General features: G+C 68.7%; 19 protein-coding genes. 8 read left to right on the top strand and 11 right to left on the bottom strand.

The annotated features are described in order from the left end of the window. Positions 1-52 precede the first annotated feature (52 nt). Genes KF892_10545 through ureE form a run of 4 tightly spaced genes read right to left on the bottom strand, consistent with a single transcriptional unit; the run spans position 53 to position 2,604 of the window. Positions 53-676 carry a glutathione S-transferase family protein gene (locus tag KF892_10545; protein ID MBX3625441.1) on the bottom strand — a complete coding sequence of 208 codons (624 nt, stop codon included), beginning with the start codon at positions 674-676 and terminating at the stop codon, positions 53-55. Then, positions 676-1,320: an urease accessory protein UreG gene (gene ureG / locus KF892_10540; protein ID MBX3625440.1), complete on the bottom strand. Its 645-nt coding sequence runs from the start codon at positions 1,318-1,320 to the stop codon at positions 676-678. The genes KF892_10545 and ureG overlap by 1 nt, the downstream gene beginning before the upstream one ends. Beyond that, complete coding sequence (locus tag KF892_10535) at positions 1,317-2,081, bottom strand: urease accessory protein UreF (protein MBX3625439.1); 765 nt, start codon at positions 2,079-2,081, stop codon at positions 1,317-1,319. Before KF892_10535 ends, ureG begins: the two co-directional genes overlap by 4 nt. Beyond that, a complete protein-coding gene (gene ureE, locus KF892_10530) occupies positions 2,035-2,604 on the bottom strand; it encodes an urease accessory protein UreE (GenBank protein MBX3625438.1) in 570 nt (189 codons plus the stop codon). Before ureE ends, KF892_10535 begins: the two co-directional genes overlap by 47 nt. A 127-nt stretch (positions 2,605-2,731) precedes the next feature. Between ureE and KF892_10525 the strand changes: the two genes are divergently transcribed. Next, the gene (locus tag KF892_10525) at positions 2,732-3,748 is read left to right on the top strand and encodes a Fe(3+) ABC transporter substrate-binding protein (GenBank protein MBX3625437.1); all 1,017 of its coding nucleotides are present in this window, start codon (positions 2,732-2,734) and stop codon (positions 3,746-3,748) included. Positions 3,749-4,070: 322 nt separating this feature from the next. Here the strand turns inward: KF892_10525 and KF892_10520 are convergent, their stop codons facing one another. Next, the gene (locus KF892_10520; protein MBX3625436.1) at positions 4,071-5,726 is read right to left on the bottom strand and encodes an iron ABC transporter permease; all 1,656 of its coding nucleotides are present in this window, start codon (positions 5,724-5,726) and stop codon (positions 4,071-4,073) included. Between KF892_10520 and KF892_10515 the strand changes: the two genes are divergently transcribed. Further along, positions 5,725-6,852, top strand: coding sequence for an ABC transporter ATP-binding protein (locus KF892_10515; GenBank protein ID MBX3625435.1), 1,128 nt, complete (start codon positions 5,725-5,727; stop codon positions 6,850-6,852). The genes KF892_10520 and KF892_10515 overlap by 2 nt on opposite strands. Positions 6,853-6,856: 4 nt before the next feature. On the opposite strand, the gene KF892_10510 is transcribed toward KF892_10515, so the two are convergent. Then, the gene (locus KF892_10510) at positions 6,857-7,510 is read right to left on the bottom strand and encodes a LysE family translocator (GenBank protein ID MBX3625434.1); all 654 of its coding nucleotides are present in this window, start codon (positions 7,508-7,510) and stop codon (positions 6,857-6,859) included. Between the two features lie 151 nt (positions 7,511-7,661). On the opposite strand from KF892_10510, the gene KF892_10505 reads away from it, so the two are divergent. The 4 genes from KF892_10505 (at position 7,662) to KF892_10490 (ending at position 11,449) form a co-directional block, all read left to right on the top strand. After that, a complete protein-coding gene (locus KF892_10505; GenBank protein ID MBX3625433.1) occupies positions 7,662-8,636 on the top strand; it encodes a tripartite tricarboxylate transporter substrate binding protein in 975 nt (324 codons plus the stop codon). An 85-nt stretch (positions 8,637-8,721) separates the two neighbouring features. Next, positions 8,722-9,324, top strand: a complete 603-nt coding sequence (locus KF892_10500; GenBank protein ID MBX3625432.1) for a hypothetical protein — start codon at positions 8,722-8,724, stop codon at positions 9,322-9,324. Between the two features lie 100 nt (positions 9,325-9,424). Then, entirely contained in the window at positions 9,425-10,144 is a 720-nt protein-coding gene (locus KF892_10495) for a response regulator transcription factor (protein MBX3625431.1), read from the top strand. Positions 10,145-10,153: 9 nt separating this feature from the next. Continuing rightward, complete coding sequence (locus KF892_10490; GenBank protein MBX3625430.1) at positions 10,154-11,449, top strand: hypothetical protein; 1,296 nt, start codon at positions 10,154-10,156, stop codon at positions 11,447-11,449. A gap of 6 nt (positions 11,450-11,455) precedes the next feature. On the opposite strand, the gene KF892_10485 is transcribed toward KF892_10490, so the two are convergent. The 5 genes from KF892_10485 to ureA form a co-directional block, all read right to left on the bottom strand. Beyond that, entirely contained in the window at positions 11,456-12,418 is a 963-nt protein-coding gene (locus KF892_10485; GenBank protein ID MBX3625429.1) for a hypothetical protein, read from the bottom strand. A 183-nt stretch (positions 12,419-12,601) separates the two neighbouring features. Continuing rightward, positions 12,602-14,317, bottom strand: coding sequence for an urease subunit alpha (ureC, locus tag KF892_10480; GenBank protein MBX3625428.1), 1,716 nt, complete (start codon positions 14,315-14,317; stop codon positions 12,602-12,604). A 24-nt stretch (positions 14,318-14,341) separates the two neighbouring features. Then, the gene (locus KF892_10475) at positions 14,342-14,647 is read right to left on the bottom strand and encodes an urease subunit beta (GenBank protein ID MBX3625427.1); all 306 of its coding nucleotides are present in this window, start codon (positions 14,645-14,647) and stop codon (positions 14,342-14,344) included. Further along, positions 14,647-14,811 (bottom strand): hypothetical protein, encoded by a 165-nt coding sequence (locus KF892_10470; GenBank protein ID MBX3625426.1) that lies wholly within the window; start codon positions 14,809-14,811, stop codon positions 14,647-14,649. Before KF892_10470 ends, KF892_10475 begins: the two co-directional genes overlap by 1 nt. A gap of 16 nt (positions 14,812-14,827) precedes the next feature. Next, complete coding sequence (gene ureA, locus KF892_10465) at positions 14,828-15,130, bottom strand: urease subunit gamma (protein MBX3625425.1); 303 nt, start codon at positions 15,128-15,130, stop codon at positions 14,828-14,830. Positions 15,131-15,251: 121 nt separating this feature from the next. Here ureA and KF892_10460 point away from each other — a divergent pair, with 121 nt between their 5' ends. Beyond that, on the top strand, positions 15,252-18,716 hold the full coding sequence (locus KF892_10460) for a response regulator (GenBank protein MBX3625424.1): 3,465 nt from the start codon (positions 15,252-15,254) through the stop codon (positions 18,714-18,716). Beyond that, positions 18,697-19,683 (top strand): response regulator transcription factor, encoded by a 987-nt coding sequence (locus KF892_10455; GenBank protein ID MBX3625423.1) that lies wholly within the window; start codon positions 18,697-18,699, stop codon positions 19,681-19,683. Before KF892_10460 ends, KF892_10455 begins: the two co-directional genes overlap by 20 nt. The last annotated feature ends 19 nt before the right edge of the window (positions 19,684-19,702 follow it).

Raw genomic sequence — 19,702 nt, 5'->3', positions numbered from 1 at the left:
GGCAGCCCGCGATGGGCCACCCCGTTCAGGGGGGGCGGGCCAGGAGAAGCGATCAGGCCTCGGCCGCCAGCACCCTCTGCACCGCGGGCAGCGCGGCCATGCGGCTGCGGTGCTCGGCCACCTTCGGGAAGCGCGCCGGGTCCACGCCGTCGCCTTCCATCCAGGTGGCCAGCGTGTAGAGGTAGGGGTCGGCGATGGTGTAGCGCTCGCCCATCACCCACGGGCCCTTGAAGAACTCGGTCTCGATCATCGCGAAGCCATCGCCCACCGTCTGCGGCACCTTGGCCTTCATCGCCTCCCAGGCGGCCGGGTCGTCGGCCCAGCGCGCACCGCGGCGGCCATGGGCGTGCGACACGTGCACCGTCGAGCAGAGGTAGCTGCAGAAGGCGTTGAGCTGGGCGAGCGCCCACGGGTCGTCGAAGGGCGCGAGCCGGGCTTCGGGGTGGCGGTGCGCGATGTACAGCAGGATGGCCGGCGTCTCGGTCAGCACGCCGTGCTCGGTGACGAGCGCCGGCACGCGCCCGCGCGGGTTGAGCTTCAGGTACTCGGGCGAGCGCTGCTGCGAGCTCTTGAAGTCGACACGCTCGATGCGGTAGTCGGCACCGGCCTGTTCGAGCGCGATGTGCGAGGCGAGCGCGCAGGTGCCGGGGGCGGTGTAGAGCGTCAGCATGGCGATCAAGCCTTCAGCATGCCCTTGGTCTCGATGAAGGCGATCACGTCTTTCAGCCCGGCCTGCGTCTTGAGGTTGCTCATCACGAAGGGCTTGTTCGGCCGCATGCGCTTCGTGTCGGCTTCCATCACCTCGAGGTTGGCGCCGACGTAGGGCGCGAGGTCGGTCTTGTTGATGACGAAGAGGTCGCTCTTGGTGATGCCGGGGCCGCCCTTGCGCGGGATCTTCTCGCCGGCGGCCACGTCGATCACGTAGATGGTCAGGTCGGAAAGTTCAGGGCTGAAGGTGGCCGCGAGGTTGTCGCCCCCCGACTCGATGAAGACGACGTCGGCGTTCGGATATTTCGCGAGCATGCGGTCGACCGCTTCGAGGTTGATCGACGCGTCTTCGCGGATGGCGGTGTGCGGGCAGCCGCCGGTTTCCACACCCATGATGCGGTCGGCCTCCAGCGCACCGGCCACGGTGAGCAGGCGCTGGTCTTCCTTGGTGTAGATGTCGTTGGTGACGACGACGAGGTCGTACTGCTCGCGCATGGTCTTGCACAGCATCTCGACCAGCGTCGTCTTGCCCGAGCCCACCGGCCCACCCACGCCCACGCGCAGGGGAGGCAGTTTCTTGGTGCGGCCGGGAATGGAATGAAGGGTGCTCATGATCGGAAGAGGCGTGAGTACTGGGTTTCGTGTTGCGCCGACAGGATCGCCAGCATCGGAGTGAAGGCCTGGCGCTCGCTGTCGGCCAGGGCCAGGGCGTGGTCGACTGCGCCGGGGATGGCGGCGCTCAAGCGGGCGAGCACGCGCTGCCCGCCGCTCTGGCCGAGCGGCACGGCCTTGAGGGCCGCCTGCATCATGTTCTCGGCCCAGCCGAAGCAGAAGCTCAGCATGGCCTCGCGCAGCGGTGCGCCGGTCTGCGCGGCGGCGAGCGCGAAGGCCAACGGCCAGGTGGGCGCGGGCGAGAGCGCGGCCAGCGTGGCGACACGCGCGTCGCTCACGCCGCGGTTCTTCACCCACTCGACGAGCGAGCGGCCCATCTGCTCGGTCTGCAGCCGCATCTCGGCGGATTCGCGGGTGGTGGTGACCCAGGCGTTCAGCTCGGCCACGGTGGTGTCGTCGCCGCGCTGCCACGCCTTGAAGGCCTTGCCGGCGACGGCCAGGTCGGCGCGGGCGAGCGAGAGGGTGAGTTGGTCGAGCAGCCAGTCGCCGGCCTGCGCTTCGTTCGTCACCAGGCCGGCTTCGACCGCCGATTCGAGCCCTTCGGAATAGCTGAAACCGCCCACCGGCAAGGCCGGGGAGGCCAGCCACATCAGCTGCAGCAGCGATGACGCGCTCAGCGGGGTGGGCTGGGGCGAGCGGGGCGACGAGCGCATGTCAGTGGTCGTGCCCGCAGCCGGGGCCGTGGACGTGGCCGTGGTCATGCGCGTGACCGTGGTCGTGCTGGTGGCCGTGAGCATGACCGTGGCCGCCGTGCGCATGCCCATGCCCACCCGCCGCATACGCGCCGCCTTCCGGCTCGAACGGCGCGAGCTCCTCGGTCACGATCAGGTGCATGTGGCGCAGCATGTCGGCCAGCACATGGTCGGGCTCCAGGTGCAGGTGGTCGGGCTGCACTTCGAGCTGCACATGGCGGTTGCCCAGGTGGTAGGCCGCACGCAGCAGGTCGAGCGGCGTGCCGTGCTCGGGGCAGGTGCGCACCACCAGCACCGGCTGCGGCGTGGCGATCACCTTGATGAGCGAGCCGTCTTCGGCCACCAGCACGTCGCCACCGCGCACCACGCTGCCGCGCGGCAGGAAGACACCTAGCGTGCGGCCCTGCGAGTCTTCGGTGTCGAAGCGACTTTTCTGGCGGGTGTCCCAGTCGAGCACCACGGTGGCGGCGCGCTTGAGCAGCACGGGGGCAAGGCCGTGGCCCTGCGCGATGAGTTTGTTGACGGTCAGCATGGCGGGCAGTGTCTCAGCAATTGCCGGGCCGGGCGGGTGGCAGGGCGGTTCGTGAATGAGAATCGTTCCTGATACGATCCTTCGTTCCGGGGTCTACCAAGACCCACCGCCACTTCCAGGACACGCCATGACGACTTCCTTCCTCCGCACCCTTGCGGCGGCCCTGCTGGCCACCGGCGCGGTTGCCGCCCAGGCCCAGGTGCTCAACCTCTACACCGCCCGCCACTACCAGACCGACGAGGCGCTGTACGCGAACTTCACCAAAGAAACCGGCATCAAGATCAACCGCATCGAGGGCAAGGAAGACGAGCTGCTCGAGCGCATCAAGAACGAGGGCGCCAGCTCGCCGGCCGACGTGTTCATCACCGTCGACGCCTCGCGCCTGGAAATCGCCGACAAGGCCGGCGTGTTCGCTCCCGTGCAGAGCAAGCTTCTCGACGCGCGTGTGCCCGCGCACCTGCGCACCGCCAACTGGCTGGCCTTCTCGACCCGCGCCCGTGTGATCGTCTACAACGCCAAGACGATCAAGCCCGAGTGGGTGCAGACCTACGAAGACCTGGCCGACCCGCGACTGAAGGGCCAGATCTGCGTGCGCTCAGGCTCGCACCCCTACAACCTCTCGCTGGGCGCCGCGCTGATCGCGCATCACGGCGAAGCCAAGACCGAAGAGTGGGCCAAGGGCGTGGTGGCCAACCTCGCCCGCGCGCCCAAGGGCGGCGACACCGACCAGCTGCGCGCCGTGGCCGCCGGCGAGTGCGGCGTGGCGATCTCCAACAGCTACTACGTCGCGCGCCTGATGCGCTCGACCAAGCCCGAAGACGTGAAGGACATGGCCGCCCTCACCGTGGTCTGGCCCAACCAGAAGACCTGGGGCACACACGTCAACGTGTCGGGCGGCGGCCTCGTGAAGACCGCGCCCAACAAGGCCAACGCGGTCAAGTTCCTCGAATACCTGGCGAGCGATTCGGCGCAGACCTATTTCGCCGACGGCAACAACGAATGGCCGGTGGTGAAGAGCGCCTCGGTGAAAAACCCGGCGCTCGACAAGCTCGGGCCGTTCAAGGCCGACGAGACGCCGCTGGCGAAGTGGGCGCCGAACACGGCGGCGGCTCAGAAGGTGTTTGATCGCGCTGGTTGGCGCTGAACGTTCGACGTCTGCGCGAGCACGCGGCGCTGGGGCGCCGCATTACGCTCATGTCCCCCGCGCGTGATCGCTCCCGCGATCACGCGCTCCTCCTTTACTTCGCTCCATGCGGCACCCCACCACCGCGTGCCGGCACGGCCTGAGCAAGCTCCTTCTTCATATGGCAGTGCGTGTCGCAACGCGGGTGCAGGGGGAGGGACGCAGTGAAGTAAAGGAATGAATTGGTGAACGCGGGAGCGTTCACCAAGAAGGGACATGAACGGAGCCCCTCCCCCTGCGCCCGCGTTGCCGCTCAGCCGCAGGGCCCAAACGGGCATGTGCGTCAGCCGCGATCCTTCGCAATCTGCCGACACAGCACGATCATCGGCAGCAGCCCCACCACCACGATCGCGAGCGACGCGGTTGAAGCCTCCGCCAGCCGCTCATCCGACGCCAGCCGGTAGGCCTGCGTCGCCAGCGTGTCGAAGTTGAAGGGCCGCATCACGAGCGTGGCCGGCAGCTCCTTCATCACGTCGATGAAGACCAGCAGCGCCGCGGTGAGCAGGCCACGCCGCAAGAGCGGCACGTGCACCCGCATCAGCGTGCGCGCCGGGGTGAGGCCCAGGCTGCGTGCGGCGTCGTCCATGTGCGGCGTGACGCGGTGCAGGGCCGAGTCGACCGTTTGCAGCGCAGCGGTGAGGAAACGCACCACGCAGGCGAACACCAGCGCGGCGATGCTGCCGGTGATGAGCAGGCCGACCTGCCAGCCGAAGCTTTCGCGCAGCCAGAGGGCAAGCGCGTTGTCGAGCCGCGCCACCGGGATCAGCACGCCCACCGCGATCACCGAGCCGGGCAGCGCGTAGCCCATGCCAGCTGCCCAATGCGCGCTGCGGGCGATGGGGCCGGGGTCGAGCCGGCGTGCGTAGGCCACGAGCAGGGCCAGCGTCACCGCGATGACCGCAGTGAGGCCCGACACCACGAGGCTGTTGCGCGCGAGTTCGAAGAAGCGTGCGCCGAACTGCGCATCGCCATCGGTGAGCGCCATGTGCAGCAGCACCCCGCTGGGGAGGAAGAAGCCCAGCAGCAGCGGCACGCAGCAAGCCGCGAAAGCCAAGGCGCCGCGCCAGCCCCGCAGGCGTGCACCGCGCGGCGGCTGCGGGCGCAGGCCGGGCCCGTGGTAGCGGGCGCGCCCGCGCGACACCCGCTCCATCGCGAGCACCAGCAGCACGAAGCCAAGCAGGCACATCGAGAGCTGTGCCGCGGCGGCGCGGTCGCCGAGGGAGAACCAGGCGCGGTAGATGCCGGTGGTGAAGGTCTGCACCGCGAAGTACGAGACGGTGCCGTAGTCGGCCAGCGTCTCCATCAGCGAGAGGGCCACGCCCGCCGCAATGGCCGGCCGCGCCATCGGGATCGACAGCCGCAGGAAGCTCTTCCACGGCGTCAGCCCGAGCGAGCGGCCGGCTTCCATCACACCGCCGCCGCGCTCGAGGAAAGCCGTGCGTGCCAGCATGTAGACGTAGGGGTAGAGCACGCAGATGAACATCGCCACCGCGCCGCCGGTGCTGCGCACGTCGGGAAACCAGTAGTCGGCGCGGCTCCAGCCGAAGGCCTCGCGCAAGGCACGCTGCACCGGGCCGGCGTACTGCAGCAGGTCGGTGTAGGTGTAGGCCATCACGTAGGCCGGCATCGCCAGCGGCAGCACGAGCAGCCATTCGAAATGGCGGCGGCCGACGAAGTCGAGGTGCGTCACCAGCCACGCCGCGCCCACGCCCAGCAGCGCCACGCCGACGCCCACGCCTACGCAGAGCACGAGGCTCGTCAGCAGGTATTCGGGCAGCAGGGTGGCCACGAGGTGGGCCCAGGTGCCGCCGGTGCCGGCGTTGAAGAGGCTCATGGCGACCGACACCACCGGCACCGCCACCACCGCGGCGATGACGAGGCTCCACCAGGTCAGCCAGCGGGTGGGATGCGGGGCGTGGGAGAGCGGAATCGAGGTCATGGCGGGCCGCGGGCAGTGTAAGGTGCGCCCCTGTCTCGCACCGCCGACCATGCAGCCCACACCGCCCCCCGTCCTCGAACTGCGCCGACTCGGCCACCGCTACGGCGCACAGCCGACCTTCGGCGAACTCGACCTCACGCTGCCCGCCGGCACGGTGTGCTGCCTGCTCGGCCCGTCGGGCTGCGGCAAGACCACGGTGCTGCGCTGCGTGGCCGGCTTCGAGCGGGTGAGCGACGGCGAGGTGCGCATCGACGGCCAGGTGGTGGGCAGTGCGCAGCGCCACGTGCCGCCCGAAGAGCGCCGCATCGGCATGGTGTTCCAGGACTACGCGCTCTTTCCCCACCTCACGGTGCTGCGCAACGTGGGCTTCGGCGTGGCCGACAAGCGCGCCGCCGACGACCGCGCGATGGCGCTGCTGCACACGGTCGGCCTCGCCGCGGCGGCCGATCGCTACCCGCATGAACTCTCGGGCGGCCAGCAGCAACGGGTGGCGCTGGCCCGTGCGCTGGCGCCGCAGCCGCGCCTGCTGCTGCTCGACGAGCCCTTCTCCAACCTCGACGTCGAGTTGCGCGAGCAGCTGGCTGGTGAGGTGCGCGCCATCCTCAAGGCCTCGGGCACCACGGCCGTGTTCGTCACGCACGACCAGAACGAAGCCTTTGCGATGGCCGACGAGATCGCGGTGATGAACGCCGGGCGCATCCAGCAGATCGCCGGCGCCTACGAGCTCTACCACCGGCCCAACAGTCGCTTCGTCGCCGACTTCATCGGCCAGGGGGTCTTCGTGGATGCCGAGGTCGTGTCGCCGCAGCGCGTGCGCTTCGAGCTGGGCGAGGTGTCGTCACCCGAGCCGCTGCGCCATGCCGACACCGGCCAGCCCTGCGTGGCGGGCGAGCGTGTGCAGGTGCTGATGCGGCCCGACGACGTGCTGCACGACGACGCCAGCCCGCTGCGCGCGACCGTGCAGCACAAGGCCTTCCGTGGTGCCGAGATCCTCTACACGCTGCAGCTGGCGAGCGGCGCGCGGGTGCTGGCGCTCGTGCCATCGCACCACAACCATGCCCTGCACGAAGCCATCGGCGTGCGGCTCGACATGGACCACGTGATCGCCTTCGCGCCGCAGCGCTGACGGCTCACTTCGTGGCGGGGCGGCTCGAGAAGGCCGTGAGCAGCCCCAGGCCGATGAACGACGCACCCGCCGCCCGCTGGCCCCAGCGGGCCTGCGCGCCCAGCTGGCCGAGGCGTGGCGCCACGAGGCTGGCCGCAAGCACGTAGAAGAGATCGGTGCAGGCCGCCACCGCCACGAAGCTCGCGCCGAGCGCGAGGCTTTGCAGGAGCGGCGATGCGTGCGCGGTCATGAACTGCGGCAGGAAGGCCGCGAAGAAGAGCGCCGTCTTCGGGTTGAGCAGCGCGACGAGAAACCCGTCGCGAAAGATGCGCCAGCGTTTCAGCGGCTCCACCTGCGGGTTGCTCGCAGTGGTTGCGGCGCCGGCCGAGCGCAGCATCTTCACGCCCATCACGATGAGGTAGGCCGCGCCGGCCCACTTCACCACCGTGAACGCGGCCGACGAGACGGCGAAGAGCGCGGCCAGCCCCACCGCCGCGCCGATGGCGTTGCCGAGGTTGCCGAGTGCCACGCCCGCCACCGAGGCGAGCCCCGAGCTGCGCCCTTGCGAGAGCGTGCGCGCGAGGATGTAGACCACCGCCGGGCCGGGCGTGATCGCGAGGATGAAGCTGGCCGTGAGGAAGGCCAGCAGCAGCGGCAGCGGGGGCAGCAGGTCGTGCAACATGGGGAATCTCCGAAGCGCGAATGACACGAGTATCGCCCTCGGCAGCGCGCTTGTTTCACCGCGCGGAACAGCTGCGGGGAAGCACTCACTGGCGTGCTGTTCGGTGGGTGTGAAGATGCAGCGCATCCCCCTCACTGGAGAGCCTTTCATGCAACGCCGAGACTTCATTCGATTCGCCAGTGCCGCGGCCGCCACCTCGAGCATCGCAGGGCCGCTGCACGCGCAGGCCAGCTTCCCCAGCCAGCCCATCAAGCTGCTGCTCGCCTTTGCGGCCGGCGGCTCCACCGATGCGATGTTCCGGGTGATGGCCGACAACGCTTCGCCGCTCTTCGGGCAGACGGTGATCGTGGAAGCCAAGCCGGGCGGCGGCGGCACGATGGCCGGCCAGCTGCTGCTGCAGGCCAAGCCCGACGGCTACACGCTCGCGCAGCTGCCGATCAGCGTGTTCCGCCTGCCCTACACGCAGAAGATCACCTGGAACCCGGTGACCGAATTCAGCTACGTGATCGGCATCACCGGCTACTCGTTCGGCATCGCGGTGCCGGCCGATTCGCCCCTCAAGACCTGGGCCGACCTCGTGGCCTGGGCGAAGGCGAATCCCGGCAAGCTCACTTACGCCACCAGCGGCATCTACACCACGCCGCACCTCACGATGGAAGACATCTCGCACCGCCTCGGCATCGAGATGAACCACATCCCCTACAAAGGCATGGCCGAGATCATCCCGGCCATCCTCGGCGGCCAGGTGATGGCGGTGGCCGACAGCATCGGCTTCGGCCCGCACGTGCTGAGCGGCAAGCTGCGCCTCTTGTGCACCTGGGGTGGCACCCGCGCCAAGAAATTCCCCGATGCGCCCACGCTCACCGAGCTGGGCATCCCCATCGTGCAGAACTCGCCCTACGGCCTGGTGGGCCCGAAGGGCATGGACCCGGCCGTCGTGAAGAAGCTGCACGACACCTTCAAGCGCGCCATCGAGATGAGCAACCACATCGAGGTGATGGGCCGCTACGACCAGGAGCTGCTCTACATGAGCCCCGAGCAGTACCGCAAGTTCGCCGAAGACACGATGGCGCGCGAGAAGGTGGTGATCGAGCGGCTGAAGGCGACGGGGAAGGTGACCTGAGTCAGAGGCGGGCGGCGGGTGACTCGGCTATTCTTCTGGCCGTTGCCTGCCGTTTTCGAGAGCGGGCGTTCAGGGAGACAGAGTCATGCGCCGTCGCGTTGTCGTCATTTCGAGTGTGCTGGTTGCCAGCCTGGCCTTGACCGGGTGCTTGTTCTTCGGTTTTGCCACCGTGGGCGGCACGCTCACCGGCCTGCCCACCGGCACCAGCGTGATCCTGCAGAACAACGGCAAGGACAACCTCACCCTCACGCAGAACGGCCGCTTCACCTTCAACAACACGCTGGACGATGGGGATGACTACAACGTCACCGTGCTGACGAACCCTGCCAGTGCCACCTGCACTGCGTCCAACAACACCGGCACGATCAACTCGAAGGGCGATGACGTCGAGAATGTGCTGGTGACCTGCGCCGTGACGGGGTCCATCAGCGGGACCGTTGTCGGCCTGGCAAGTGGCGCGAACGTGACGCTGCGGTTGACGTTGACGGCCAGCGGCAACACCACGGACTTGATCGTGAACACCAGCGGCGGCTTCGCCTTCTCTGGCATTCAATCCAACGGCACGGCGTTTTCCGTGAGTGTTCAGGGGCAACCGGCCGGCGGTCAGACCTGTTCGGTGACCAGCGGCAGCCCCGGCACGGTCACCACCGGCACGCCCACCAACATCGTCGTCACCTGCACCCCCTGATGTCCTCTGTCCGAGCGGGTTCCCCACCCGCCTGCGACGATTTGCGACAGCGCTGAAACATGGCGCTGTCGCGCCGACCACGCCCCTACACTGGCCGGCCATGAGCACGGCCTCTCCTTTTCCTCGCGGCGGCAAGCCCCTGGTGCTGCTGGTCGACGACGATGCCGAGCTGGGCGAGATGCTGGTCGAGCTGCTGCAGCGTGAGGGCTGGGCGGTGCATGGCGTGCTGACCGGCGGCGACGGCGAGCGCGCACTGCAGCAGCTGCAGCCCGAGCTGGTGCTGCTCGACGTGATGCTGCCCGATGCCAACGGCTACGACCTGTGCCGCCGCTGGCGTGCCGCCCATCCGCACCTGGGCCTCGTGATGCTCACCGCACGCGGCGACCCGCTCGACCGTGTGCTCGGCCTGGAGATCGGGGCCGACGACTACCTCGCCAAACCCTTCGAGCCGCGTGAACTGGTGGCGCGCGTGCGTGCGCTCTTGCGCCGCACGGCACCGGGCCGCGCCGAGGTGCCGGTGCTGCGTTTCGATGGCCTCGTGATCGACCTCGTGAAGCGCGAAGTCACCGCCGCGGCCGGCGTGGTCACGCTCACGAGCGTGGAATACAAGCTGCTCGTCACGCTCGCGCGTGTGCCGGGCCAGGCGCTGTCGCGCGAGGCGCTGAGCGAGTCGGTGCAGACCGGCGGCTACAAGCCGCTCGACCGCACGGTCGACGTGCAGGTGACACGCCTGCGGCGCAAGCTGCGCGAGGCCAGCCCCGGCCTGGAGTGGATCGACACCGTGCGCGGCGAGGGCTATGTGTTCGTGCCGAGAGGCTGAGGACCGTCGATGAGCGCTCCGACCTGGCGCCGCTTCGACAGCCTCTTCATGCGGCTCTTCGTGCTGCAGCTGCTGCTGGCCGCGGCCATGATCACGCTCTTCAGCCTGGTCTTCTACATCGAGCGCAGCCGCACGGTGGCGGTGCTGCAGGCGCAGCTGTGGGCGCCCATCTTGCGGCAGGCCATGCCCGGCATGCCGCCGCCGGCCGCCGACGGCGTGACGCTGGTGCAGCGCGACACGCAGCCCACGCCGGTGATCTGGTCGTGGCCCATCGCGCCGCGTGTCGATGCGCTGCGCGGCGCACTCGCCGCCCAGGGCATCGTGGTGCGGCGCCTGGCCTTCTCGCTGGCCGAGGCGGCGGGTGAGGGCGGCGTCACCTGGCTCGAGATCGAGCGGCCCGACGGGCGCCTCGTCTGGTATGGCCTGCCGGGCCGTGTGATGGAGCCACAGTGGACCTGGCGGCTGCTGCTGCTCACGCTGGTGGGCGGCTCGCTGCTCGCGTGGGCGGCCTGGTCGTTCACCCGCAAGCTCACGCGCCCGCTCGAGCGGCTGCGCCGGCAGATCCGCGAAGGCCGCAGCGGTGACGTGACGAGCGACACCCAGGTGCCACCCGAGGTGGCCGAGATCGAAGCGGCGCACGCCGAGCTGCTGCGCGACCTGCGCCAGCAGGAACGCGAGCGTGCCTTGCTGCTGGCCGGGGTGTCGCACGACCTGCGCAGCCCCCTGTCGCGCATCCGCATGGCGGTGGAGCTGATGCCCGACAGCGCCGACACCGCCACCCGCCGCGCCGCCATCGTGCGCAACGTGCAGGTGGCCGACCGGCTGGTGGAAAGCTTCGTCGACTTCGTGCGCAGCGGCGAGCTGCCCTTGAACGAGACGGTCGACGTGGCGGCGCTGGTGCGGGCCGTGGTGGCCCGCGCCGACCGGCCGGCCGCCGAGTTGTCGGTCGAGGCGCCGCAGGCGCTGCCGGTCCATCGTGTCAACGGCTTGCTGATCGAGCGCATGGTGGCCAACCTGGTCGACAACGCGCTCAAGCATGGCCGGCCGCCGGTGCGCGTGAACCTCACGACGCAGGGGCCGCATGCGGTGCTCGAGGTGCACGACGCGGGGCCGGGCATCGCGCCGGCCGATCGTGAGCACCTGCAGCAGGCCTTTGCGCGGGGCGATGCGAGCCGCCACGTGGCGGGCACCGGCCTCGGCCTGGCCATCGCACGCCAAGGGGCCCGGCGCCTGGGCGGCGAGTTGTCGTTCGAGCAAACGAGCGCAGGGCACCTCGTGTGCCTGCGCCTGCCTTTGAGTCGTTGACGTCGATCAACCCGCCTGGTTCAGCGCCTGGTTCACCGTCCAGGTGAAGGTGTGCTCGATGCTGCCGTTGGCGCCGTGGTCGACCATCAGCGTCACCCGATTCGCCGCACCGTCGATGTCGAGCGTGAGCGCGTTGTAGGGCAGGGTGAGCGTCCAGGTGCCGTCGGTGGGGCGGCCGAGGGCGTCGTAGGTGGCGGTGCCCACGGTGGCGAGCGTCACTGTGAACGGGCCGAGCAACGTGTTCGACGAATAGGTGGTCGTGCCGCTGAAGGTGGAGCCGGTGACGGCGCCGTTCGTGGTGGTCACGCTGCGCGTGAGGTCGACGCCTGAGTAGCTGAAGGTGCTGGTGTGGGCGCCGGTGGTCACCGTGGCGGTGTGGTTCGGCGTCGTCCAGTGGTCGGTGGTGGTGGTCGTGCTGCCGTTCGTCACCACGGTGTGGGTGAGCGACGAGTTGCCGTTCAGCCGCACCGTGCGCAGCGGCAGGGCGACGACCACGTTGCTGGTGGCGGAGCTGACGGAGAAGTCGCTGCCCGAGGCGCTGTTGACCGTGAGCGAGAGCGAGCCGTTGACGCTCGCGGCACCGAGCGCGCCCCGGCAGTGGGTGTAGGTGAGGGTGTATTGCTCGCCGCTGTCGAACTGGTGGTTGCCGAGCAGTGCGAGCGATGCGCCCGTGGCGGTGAAGACGGCGGTGCCGCCACCGGGGCAGGTGTAGGTGCTGTTCGCTTGGCCACCGGCCACCACGGTCTGCGCGGTGCTGAGGGCGACGGCCATCGCCTCGCTGGTGTCGTTAGGGATGACGGTGCTGTTCACGCCTGCGGCTTGCGCCTGCTCCTGGCTGACGTTGTTGTTGCCGTTGTTGCTGCTCGGGCCGTCGTCGCCACCTCCGCCGCAGGCGGCGAGCGTGGCCAGCAGCGCGAGCGATGCGGCGATGGGGGTGAGGCGGAACGACGTGGGGGATGACAGGTTCATGGGGCACTCCTCTGGCTGGGTTGGAATGCGCCGGCCCGGCCATGAGGCTGAGCGTGGGCGCGCTTGTTGTGGCGCCCATTGAACGTGCTGCCAGCGCGTGTCGATCACGCGCTGGCACGACGATTTGCGACAGCGTTGAAATAATCGCCGCGGCGCTCCCGCGTGGCGGCGATGCGGTTCAGCTCAGAAGAGAAAGTACTTCTGCGCCATCGGCAGCACGGTGGCCGGCTCGCAGGTGAGCAGCTGGCCGTCGGCGCGCACTTCGTAGGTCTGTGCGTCGACCTCGATCTTGGGCGTGCCGCTGTTGTGCACCATGTCGGCCTTGGTGATCTTGCGGGTGTTCTTCACCGCCACCGCGCGGCGCTGCAGGCCAAGGTTCTCGGGCACGCCGAGGTCGAGCGCGGCCTGCGACACGAAGGTCACGCAGGTGGCGTTCATCGCTGCGCCGAAGCTTGCAAACATCGGCCGGTAGTGCACCGGCTGCGGCGTGGGGATCGATGCATTCGGGTCGCCCATCGCGGCGGCGGCAATGGCGCCGCCCTTCAGGATCAGCGACGGCTTCACGCCGAAGAACGCCGGCTTCCACACCACCAGGTCGGCGAGCTTGCCCACTTCCACCGAGCCCACCTCGTGCGAGATGCCCTGCGTGATGGCCGGGTTGATCGTGTACTTGGCGATGTAGCGCTTGACGCGGAAGTTGTCGTGGCGCGCGTTGTCTTCGGGCAGCGTGCCGCGTTGCTGCTTCATCTTGTCGGCCGTCTGCCAGGTGCGGATGATCACCTCGCCCACACGGCCCATCGCCTGGCTGTCGCTCGACATCATCGAGAACACGCCCACGTCATGCAGGATGTCTTCGGCCGCGATCGTCTCGCGCCGGATGCGGCTCTCGGCAAACGCCAGGTCTTCGGCGATCGACGCGTCGAGGTGGTGGCACACCATCAGCATGTCGAGGTGCTCGTCGATGGTGTTCACCGTGTACGGCATCGTCGGGTTGGTCGACGAGGGCAGCACGTTCGAGAGGCCCGCGCACTTGATGATGTCGGGTGCATGCCCGCCACCCGCGCCTTCGGTGTGGAAGGTCGCGATGGTGCGGCCCTTGAACGCGGCGATGGTGTCTTCGACGAAGCCCGACTCGTTGAGCGTGTCGGTGTGGATGGTGATCTGCACGTCGTGCCGCTCGGCGACCGACAGGCAGTTGTCGATGGCCGCGGGCGTGGTGCCCCAGTCCTCGTGCAGCTTGAGGCCATACGCGCCGGCTTCGATCTGCTCGTCCAGCGCACCGGGCAGGCTCGCGTTGCCCTTGCCCTGGAAGCCCAGGTTCATCGGGAAGCTCTCGGCCGCCTTCAGCATCTGGTGGATGTGCCACGGGCCCGGCGTGCAGGTGGTGGCGAAGGTGCCGGTGGCGGGGCCGGTGCCGCCGCCGAGCATGGTGGTCACGCCGCTCATCAAGGCTTCCTCGATCTGCTGCGGGCAGATGAAGTGAATGTGCGTGTCGATGCCACCGGCGGTGATGATGTGGCCTTCGCCCGCGATGATCTCCGTGCCCGGGCCGATGACGATGTCGACGCCCGGCTGCACGTCGGGGTTGCCGGCCTTGCCGATGCCGCTGATGCGGCCGTGCTTGAGGCCGATGTCCGCCTTGACGATGCCCCAGTGGTCGATGATCAGCGCGTTGGTGATCACCGTGTCGGCCACGTCTTTGGCGAGCCGCTGGCTCTGGCCCATGCCGTCGCGGATGGTCTTGCCGCCGCCGAACTTCACCTCTTCGCCGTAGGTGCCGGCGGCGAGGGTGTAGTCCTTCTCCACCTCGACGATCAGGCCGGTGTCGGCCAGCCGCACACGGTCACCGGTGGTGGGGCCGAACATCTCGGCATAGGCGCGTCTTGTGATGGTTGCCATGTCGTTGTTCTTGGAAGGATGAGATCAGAGCGCGCCCTGCACCAGGCCGCGAAAGCCATACACCTTGCGCTCGCCGGCGTAGTCGACCAGCTCGACCGTGCGCTGCTGCCCCGGCTCGAAGCGCACCGCCGTACCCGAGGCGATGTTGAGCCGCATGCCGCGCGCGGCCTGGCGGTCAAACCGGAGGGCTGCGTTGGTCTCGGCGAAGTGGTAATGCGAGCCGACCTGGATCGGCCGGTCGCCGGTGTTCTCGATCACGAGGGTGGCGGTGCGGCGGCCGGCGTTGAGCACATGGTCGGGCCCGTCGGTGAAGAGCTCGCCGGGCGTCATCACTTCCTCCGGCTGAACCAGATGGCCGCGCCCGCCAGGGCCAGCACGACGACGAAGCCCAAGGTGTCGGTGGCATGCCAGTGAGAGCCGGTGGGGCCGTGGCCGTCGTGGGCGAAGGCGGGGGCCGCGAGGGCCAGTGAGATGAAAGCGGCAAGACGGGTCATGTGGGGGCTCCAGCGGTCATGCAATAGGTTGGTGCACGGTCACCAATTTGGTGCCGTCGGGGAAGGTCGCTTCGACCTGGATTTCAGGGATCAGCTCGGGGATGCCGTCCATCACGTCGTCGCGTGTGAGCACGGTCTTGCCCTCGCTCATCAGCGCGGCGACGGTCTTGCCGTCTCGCGCGCCTTCCATGATGGCGGCGCTGATCATCGCCACGGCTTCGGGGTAGTTGAGCTTGAGCCCGCGGGCCTTGCGGCGCTCGGCGAGCAGCGACGCGGTGAAGATCAGGAGCTTGTCTTTTTCGCGTGGAGTCAGTTCCATGATGGTGCGCAGGGCGAGCAGTGACGAGAAAAGTGCCGCATCTTAGGGCGCAGACATGCCTGGTGGCATGGTGCTTGCGCCTAGTCAACGCATGAAGCTTGCCACCCCATCGGACCCGCCGATGCCTCCCCTCGGGCCCGCCGTGGCACCTGCCGCTGGCACCGAATCGGTGCAGCGAGGTGACGCCGTGCAGCGCGTGGTGAAGGTCCGCCGCGACTACAACAGCTGGGTCGCACGCGAGACGATGGAGGACTACGCGCTGCGCTTCACGCCGCGTGCCTTCCGCAAGTGGTCGGAGATGCGCGTGGCCAACACGGCCTTCGGCGCCGCGTCGTTCCTGATCCTCGAAGCGGTGGGCGCCACGCTGCTCGTGCAGTACGGCTTCCTCAACGCCTTCTGGGCCATCCTTGCCACCGGCCTGATCATCTTCCTGGCCGGCCTGCCGATCAGCATCTACGCCGCCAAGCATGGTCTCGACATGGACTTGCTGACCCGTGGCGCCGGCTTCGGCTACATCGGCTCGACCATCACCTCGCTCATCTACGCGAGCTTCACCTTCATCTTCTTCGCGCTCGAAGCGGCGGTGATGGCCTATGCGCTGGAGCTGGCCTTCGACATCCCGCCCGCGTGGGGTTACCTGATCTGCGCGGTGGTGGTGATCCCGCTCGTCACGCACGGGGTCACGGCCATCAGCCGCCTGCAGGTGTGGACGCAGCCGCTGTGGCTCGTGATGCTGGTGGTGCCGTATGTGTTCGTCTTCTGGCACAACCCGAACCTCTTGAACGAGATCGCCCACTATGGCGGCGCGCCCGTGGGCGGCGCCGACGGCACGCAGTTCAACCTCTATCTTTTCGGCACCGCGATGACGGTGGGCATCGCGCTCATGACGCAGATGGGCGAGCAGGTCGACTACCTGCGCTTCATGCCCGAGAAGACGCCGCAGAACCGCAAGCGCTGGTGGGCCGGGGTGTTGATCGGCGGCCCGGGTTGGGTGATCCCCGGCGTGGTGAAGATGCTGGGCGGCATGCTGCTCGCCTACCTCGCCATCAGCCACTCGGTGCCCACCGACCGCGCGGTCGACCCGAACCAGATGTACCTCGCCGCCTACGAATACGTGTTCTCTCGGCCGGGCTGGGCGGTGGCGGCGGTGATGGTGTTCGTCGTGGTCTCGCAGCTGAAGATCAACGTCACCAATGCGTATGCCGGTTCGCTGGCATGGAGCAATTTCTTCGCGCGCCTCACGCACAGCCACCCGGGGCGGGTGGTGTGGGTGGTGTTCAACACGTTGATCGCCTTGATGCTCATGGAGCTCGACGTGTTCCGCGCGTTGGGCGGCGTGCTGGGCCTGTACTCCAACATCGCCATCAGCTGGATCATGGCCGTGGTGGCCGACCTAGTGATCAACAAGCCGCTGGGCTTGTCGCCACCCGGCATCGAGTTCAAACGCGCGCACCTGTACGACGTGAACCCGGTCGGCGTGGGCGCGATGGGGGCGGCCTCGGTGCTGTCCATCGCGGCGTACCTCGGCATGTTCGGCCCGCTCGCCGAGGCGTTCTCGGCCTTGATCGCGCTCATCACCGCCATGGTCGTGTCTCCCCTCATCGCATGGGCAACCAAGGGCCGCTACTACATCGCCCGCCAGTCGAAAGGCCTCTTCACCGGCCTGCAGCAGTGTGTGATCTGTGAGCGCGATTACGAATCCGACGACCTCGCGCATTGCCCCGCCTACCTCGGCAACATCTGCTCGCTGTGCTGCTCGCTCGACGCGCGCTGCAACGACCTCTGCAAGCCCGAAGCGCGCCTCTCCTCGCAGTGGTCGCGCGCCCTGCGCAAGCTCCTGCCACAGCGGGTGTGGCCCTACATCGACACCGGCCTCGGCCACTACCTGCTGGTGATGGCCATCGTGGTGCCGCTGCTCGCGGGGGTGTTCGCGCTGCTCTACCAGCAGGAGCTGCGCAACCTCGGCGAGATGATGGACACGCTCGGCCCCGCCTTGAAGCTCGGCTTCATCAAGGCCTTTGCCGCGCTGCTGCTGGTGAGCGGCATCGTGGCGTGGTGGCTGGTGCTGACGCACAAGAGCCGCCAGGTGGCGCAGGAAGAGTCCAACCGCCAGACGCAGGCGGCGCACGAGCAGACGCTCGCGCTGCGCCGCGAGATCGACTCGCACCGCCAGACCGACCTGCAGCTGCAGGAAGCCAAGCTCGCCGCCGACCTCGCCAACCAGGCGAAGAGCCGCTACATCACCACCGTGAGCCACGAGCTGCGCACGCCGCTCAACAGCATCCTCGGCTACGCGCAGCTGCTGGAAGAAGACCCGTCCATCCCCAGCCATCGGAGGCAAGCGGTGAGCGTGATCCGCCGCGGCGGCGACCACCTGCTCTCGCTCATCGAACACACGCTCGACATCGCCCGCATCGAGGGCGGCAAGCTGCGCCTGGAGCCACGCCCGCTGCGCTTCCGCGAGGCCGTGCAGCAACTGGTGCACATGTTCGAGCTGCAGGCCGCGGGCAAGGGCATCGAGTTCCGCGCCGACCTCGGTGAGGTGATGCCCGAAGTGGTCCGCGCCGACGAGAAGCGCCTGCGGCAGATCCTCATCAACGTGCTGGGCAACGCGGTCAAGTTCACGCAGGCCGGTCGCGTCGTCTTCCGCCTGCGCTACGCGCGCGAGATGGCCGTCTTCGAGATCGAAGACACCGGCCCCGGCATCGCGCCCGAGGAGCTGACCCACATCTTCGAGCCCTTCGCGCGCGGCAGCGAGACCACGAGTGGCGGCACGGGCCTCGGCCTCACCATCGCCAAGATGCTCACCGACCTGATGGGCGGCGAACTCACCGTGACGAGCACGCTGGGTGTGGGAACGGTCTTCCGCATCAAGCTCTTCCTGCCCGAAGCGCGCGGCGCCGTGGCCGCGCTCGAAGTGCCGCGCACCACGCGCACCGGCTACCGCGGCGAGCGCCGCCGCATCCTCATCGTCGACAACGAAGAGGTCGACCGCTCCTTGCTCGCCACCGTGCTGCAGCCGCTCGGTTTCGAGCTGATGCAGGCGGCGTCCGGCCACGAGGCGCTGGAGGTGGTGGCCGGCTTCGGGCCGCACGCGATCCTCATGGACCTCGCCATGCCCGGCATCGATGGCTGGGCCACCATCCGCGCCATCCGTGCGCAGCACCTGAGCGACGCGCCCATCGCCATCGTCTCCGGCAACGCCTTCGACAAGGACCTGGAGAACGACGTCGGCATCACCCCGCAAGACTTCGTGCTGAAGCCCGTGCGCGTGCACGAGTTGCTCGACTGGCTCGGCTCGCGCCTGAAGCTCGAGTGGCTCGAAGCGCCGCGCGAAGCCGAACTGGGCGCCGCACCCGCTCCGGCGAGTTGGGTGCTGCCCGACGAAGCGCAACTGAAGGCGCTCGACGAGCTCATCCACCTCGGCTACTTCCGCGGCATCGTGAAGAAGCTCGACGAGATCGAGCGCGACAATGCCGCCTGCGCCAGCTTCGTGGCCCACCTGCGCGGCCTGGCGCGCAACTTCCAACTCGATGCGATGAGCACCCTGGTGCGCCGAGCGCTGAATGACCCCGCCACCCTCTGACCACAACACCGCGCGTCTGCCCGACCGCACCGCCAGCGATGTGGTGCTGATCGTCGACGACGTGCCCGACAACCTCTCGCTGCTGCACGACGCGCTGGACGAAGCCGGCTACACCGTGCTCGTGGCCACCAGCGGCGAGACCGCACTGCAGCGCGCCGCGCAGACCGTGCCCGACGTGGTGTTGCTCGACGCGGTGATGCCCGGCATGGACGGCTTCGAGGTCGCCCGCCGCCTGAAGGCCGACCCCGACACCGCGCACATCCCCATCCTCTTCATGACCGGCCTCACCGACACCGAGCATGTGGTGGCCGCCTTCGGCGCGGGCGGCGCCGACTACGTCACCAAGCCCATCCGCCCGCAGGAAGTGCTGGCGCGCATGGCCGCGCACATGCAGAGCGCGCGCCAGGCCCGGCAGGCGCGCAACGCGCTCGACGCCTTCGGCCACGCCACGATGGCGGTGCACGTGAGCAACGATCGCATGAGCGGCAAGGCCGTGTGGCAGACACCGCTCGCGCGCCAGCTGATGCACGCCTACTTCGCTGTCGACCCCGGCCAGGTGCCCGCCGAGTTGCTGCAGTGGCTGGGCGAGCAATCGGCCCTGGCCGACGAAGGCCGCGAAGGTCAGCCCCTCACCGTGACGCGCACCGTGAGCCAGCAGCAACGCCAGCTCGTCTTCTCGCTGCAAGAGCGCACGAGCGACGACGACTGGCTGATGGTGCTGCGCGAGGTCTCCGACGCCGCCGTCGTCGAAGCGCTGCTGCAGGCCTTCAAGCTCACGATGAAGGAGGCCGAGGTGCTGTACTGGGTCGTCAAGGGCAAGACCAACCGCGACATCGGCGACATCCTCGGCAGCAGCCCGGCCACGGTGAAGAAGCACCTCGAGCACGTGTTCGAGAAGCTCGGCGTCGAGACGCGCAACGCGGCGGCGTCGCTGGCGATGAAGAAGGTGCGCATGCTGGCGGGGTGAGGCCGGGGGCCTCGCGTGC

It is taken from the genome of Rhizobacter sp., assembly GCA_019635355.1.
In the GTDB taxonomy this organism is placed as follows: Bacteria; Pseudomonadota; Gammaproteobacteria; order Burkholderiales; family Burkholderiaceae_C; genus Rhizobacter.
This window is presented reverse-complemented; position numbering and strand designations above follow the sequence as displayed.

What these genes read in the sequence shown, in the direction of transcription:
- KF892_10525 (MBX3625437.1), top strand. Translation starts at nt 2,732, where the DNA reads ATGACGACTTCCTTCCTCCGCACCCTTGCGGCGGCCCTGCTGGCCACC.
- KF892_10520 (MBX3625436.1), bottom strand. Translation starts at nt 5,726, where the DNA reads ATGACCTCGATTCCGCTCTCCCACGCCCCGCATCCCACCCGCTGGCTG.
- ureG (MBX3625440.1), bottom strand. Translation starts at nt 1,320, where the DNA reads ATGAGCACCCTTCATTCCATTCCCGGCCGCACCAAGAAACTGCCTCCC.
- KF892_10485 (MBX3625429.1), bottom strand. Translation starts at nt 12,418, where the DNA reads ATGAACCTGTCATCCCCCACGTCGTTCCGCCTCACCCCCATCGCCGCA.
- ureC (MBX3625428.1), bottom strand. Translation starts at nt 14,317, where the DNA reads ATGGCAACCATCACAAGACGCGCCTATGCCGAGATGTTCGGCCCCACC.
- ureE (MBX3625438.1), bottom strand. Translation starts at nt 2,604, where the DNA reads ATGCTGACCGTCAACAAACTCATCGCGCAGGGCCACGGCCTTGCCCCC.
- KF892_10460 (MBX3625424.1), top strand. Translation starts at nt 15,252, where the DNA reads ATGCCTCCCCTCGGGCCCGCCGTGGCACCTGCCGCTGGCACCGAATCG.
- KF892_10495 (MBX3625431.1), top strand. Translation starts at nt 9,425, where the DNA reads ATGAGCACGGCCTCTCCTTTTCCTCGCGGCGGCAAGCCCCTGGTGCTG.
- KF892_10500 (MBX3625432.1), top strand. Translation starts at nt 8,722, where the DNA reads ATGCGCCGTCGCGTTGTCGTCATTTCGAGTGTGCTGGTTGCCAGCCTG.
- KF892_10455 (MBX3625423.1), top strand. Translation starts at nt 18,697, where the DNA reads ATGACCCCGCCACCCTCTGACCACAACACCGCGCGTCTGCCCGACCGC.
- KF892_10470 (MBX3625426.1), bottom strand. Translation starts at nt 14,811, where the DNA reads ATGACCCGTCTTGCCGCTTTCATCTCACTGGCCCTCGCGGCCCCCGCC.
- KF892_10490 (MBX3625430.1), top strand. Translation starts at nt 10,154, where the DNA reads ATGAGCGCTCCGACCTGGCGCCGCTTCGACAGCCTCTTCATGCGGCTC.
- KF892_10505 (MBX3625433.1), top strand. Translation starts at nt 7,662, where the DNA reads ATGCAACGCCGAGACTTCATTCGATTCGCCAGTGCCGCGGCCGCCACC.
- ureA (MBX3625425.1), bottom strand. Translation starts at nt 15,130, where the DNA reads ATGGAACTGACTCCACGCGAAAAAGACAAGCTCCTGATCTTCACCGCG.
- KF892_10515 (MBX3625435.1), top strand. Translation starts at nt 5,725, where the DNA reads ATGGCGGGCCGCGGGCAGTGTAAGGTGCGCCCCTGTCTCGCACCGCCG.
- KF892_10535 (MBX3625439.1), bottom strand. Translation starts at nt 2,081, where the DNA reads ATGACCACGGCCACGTCCACGGCCCCGGCTGCGGGCACGACCACTGAC.
- KF892_10475 (MBX3625427.1), bottom strand. Translation starts at nt 14,647, where the DNA reads ATGACGCCCGGCGAGCTCTTCACCGACGGGCCCGACCATGTGCTCAAC.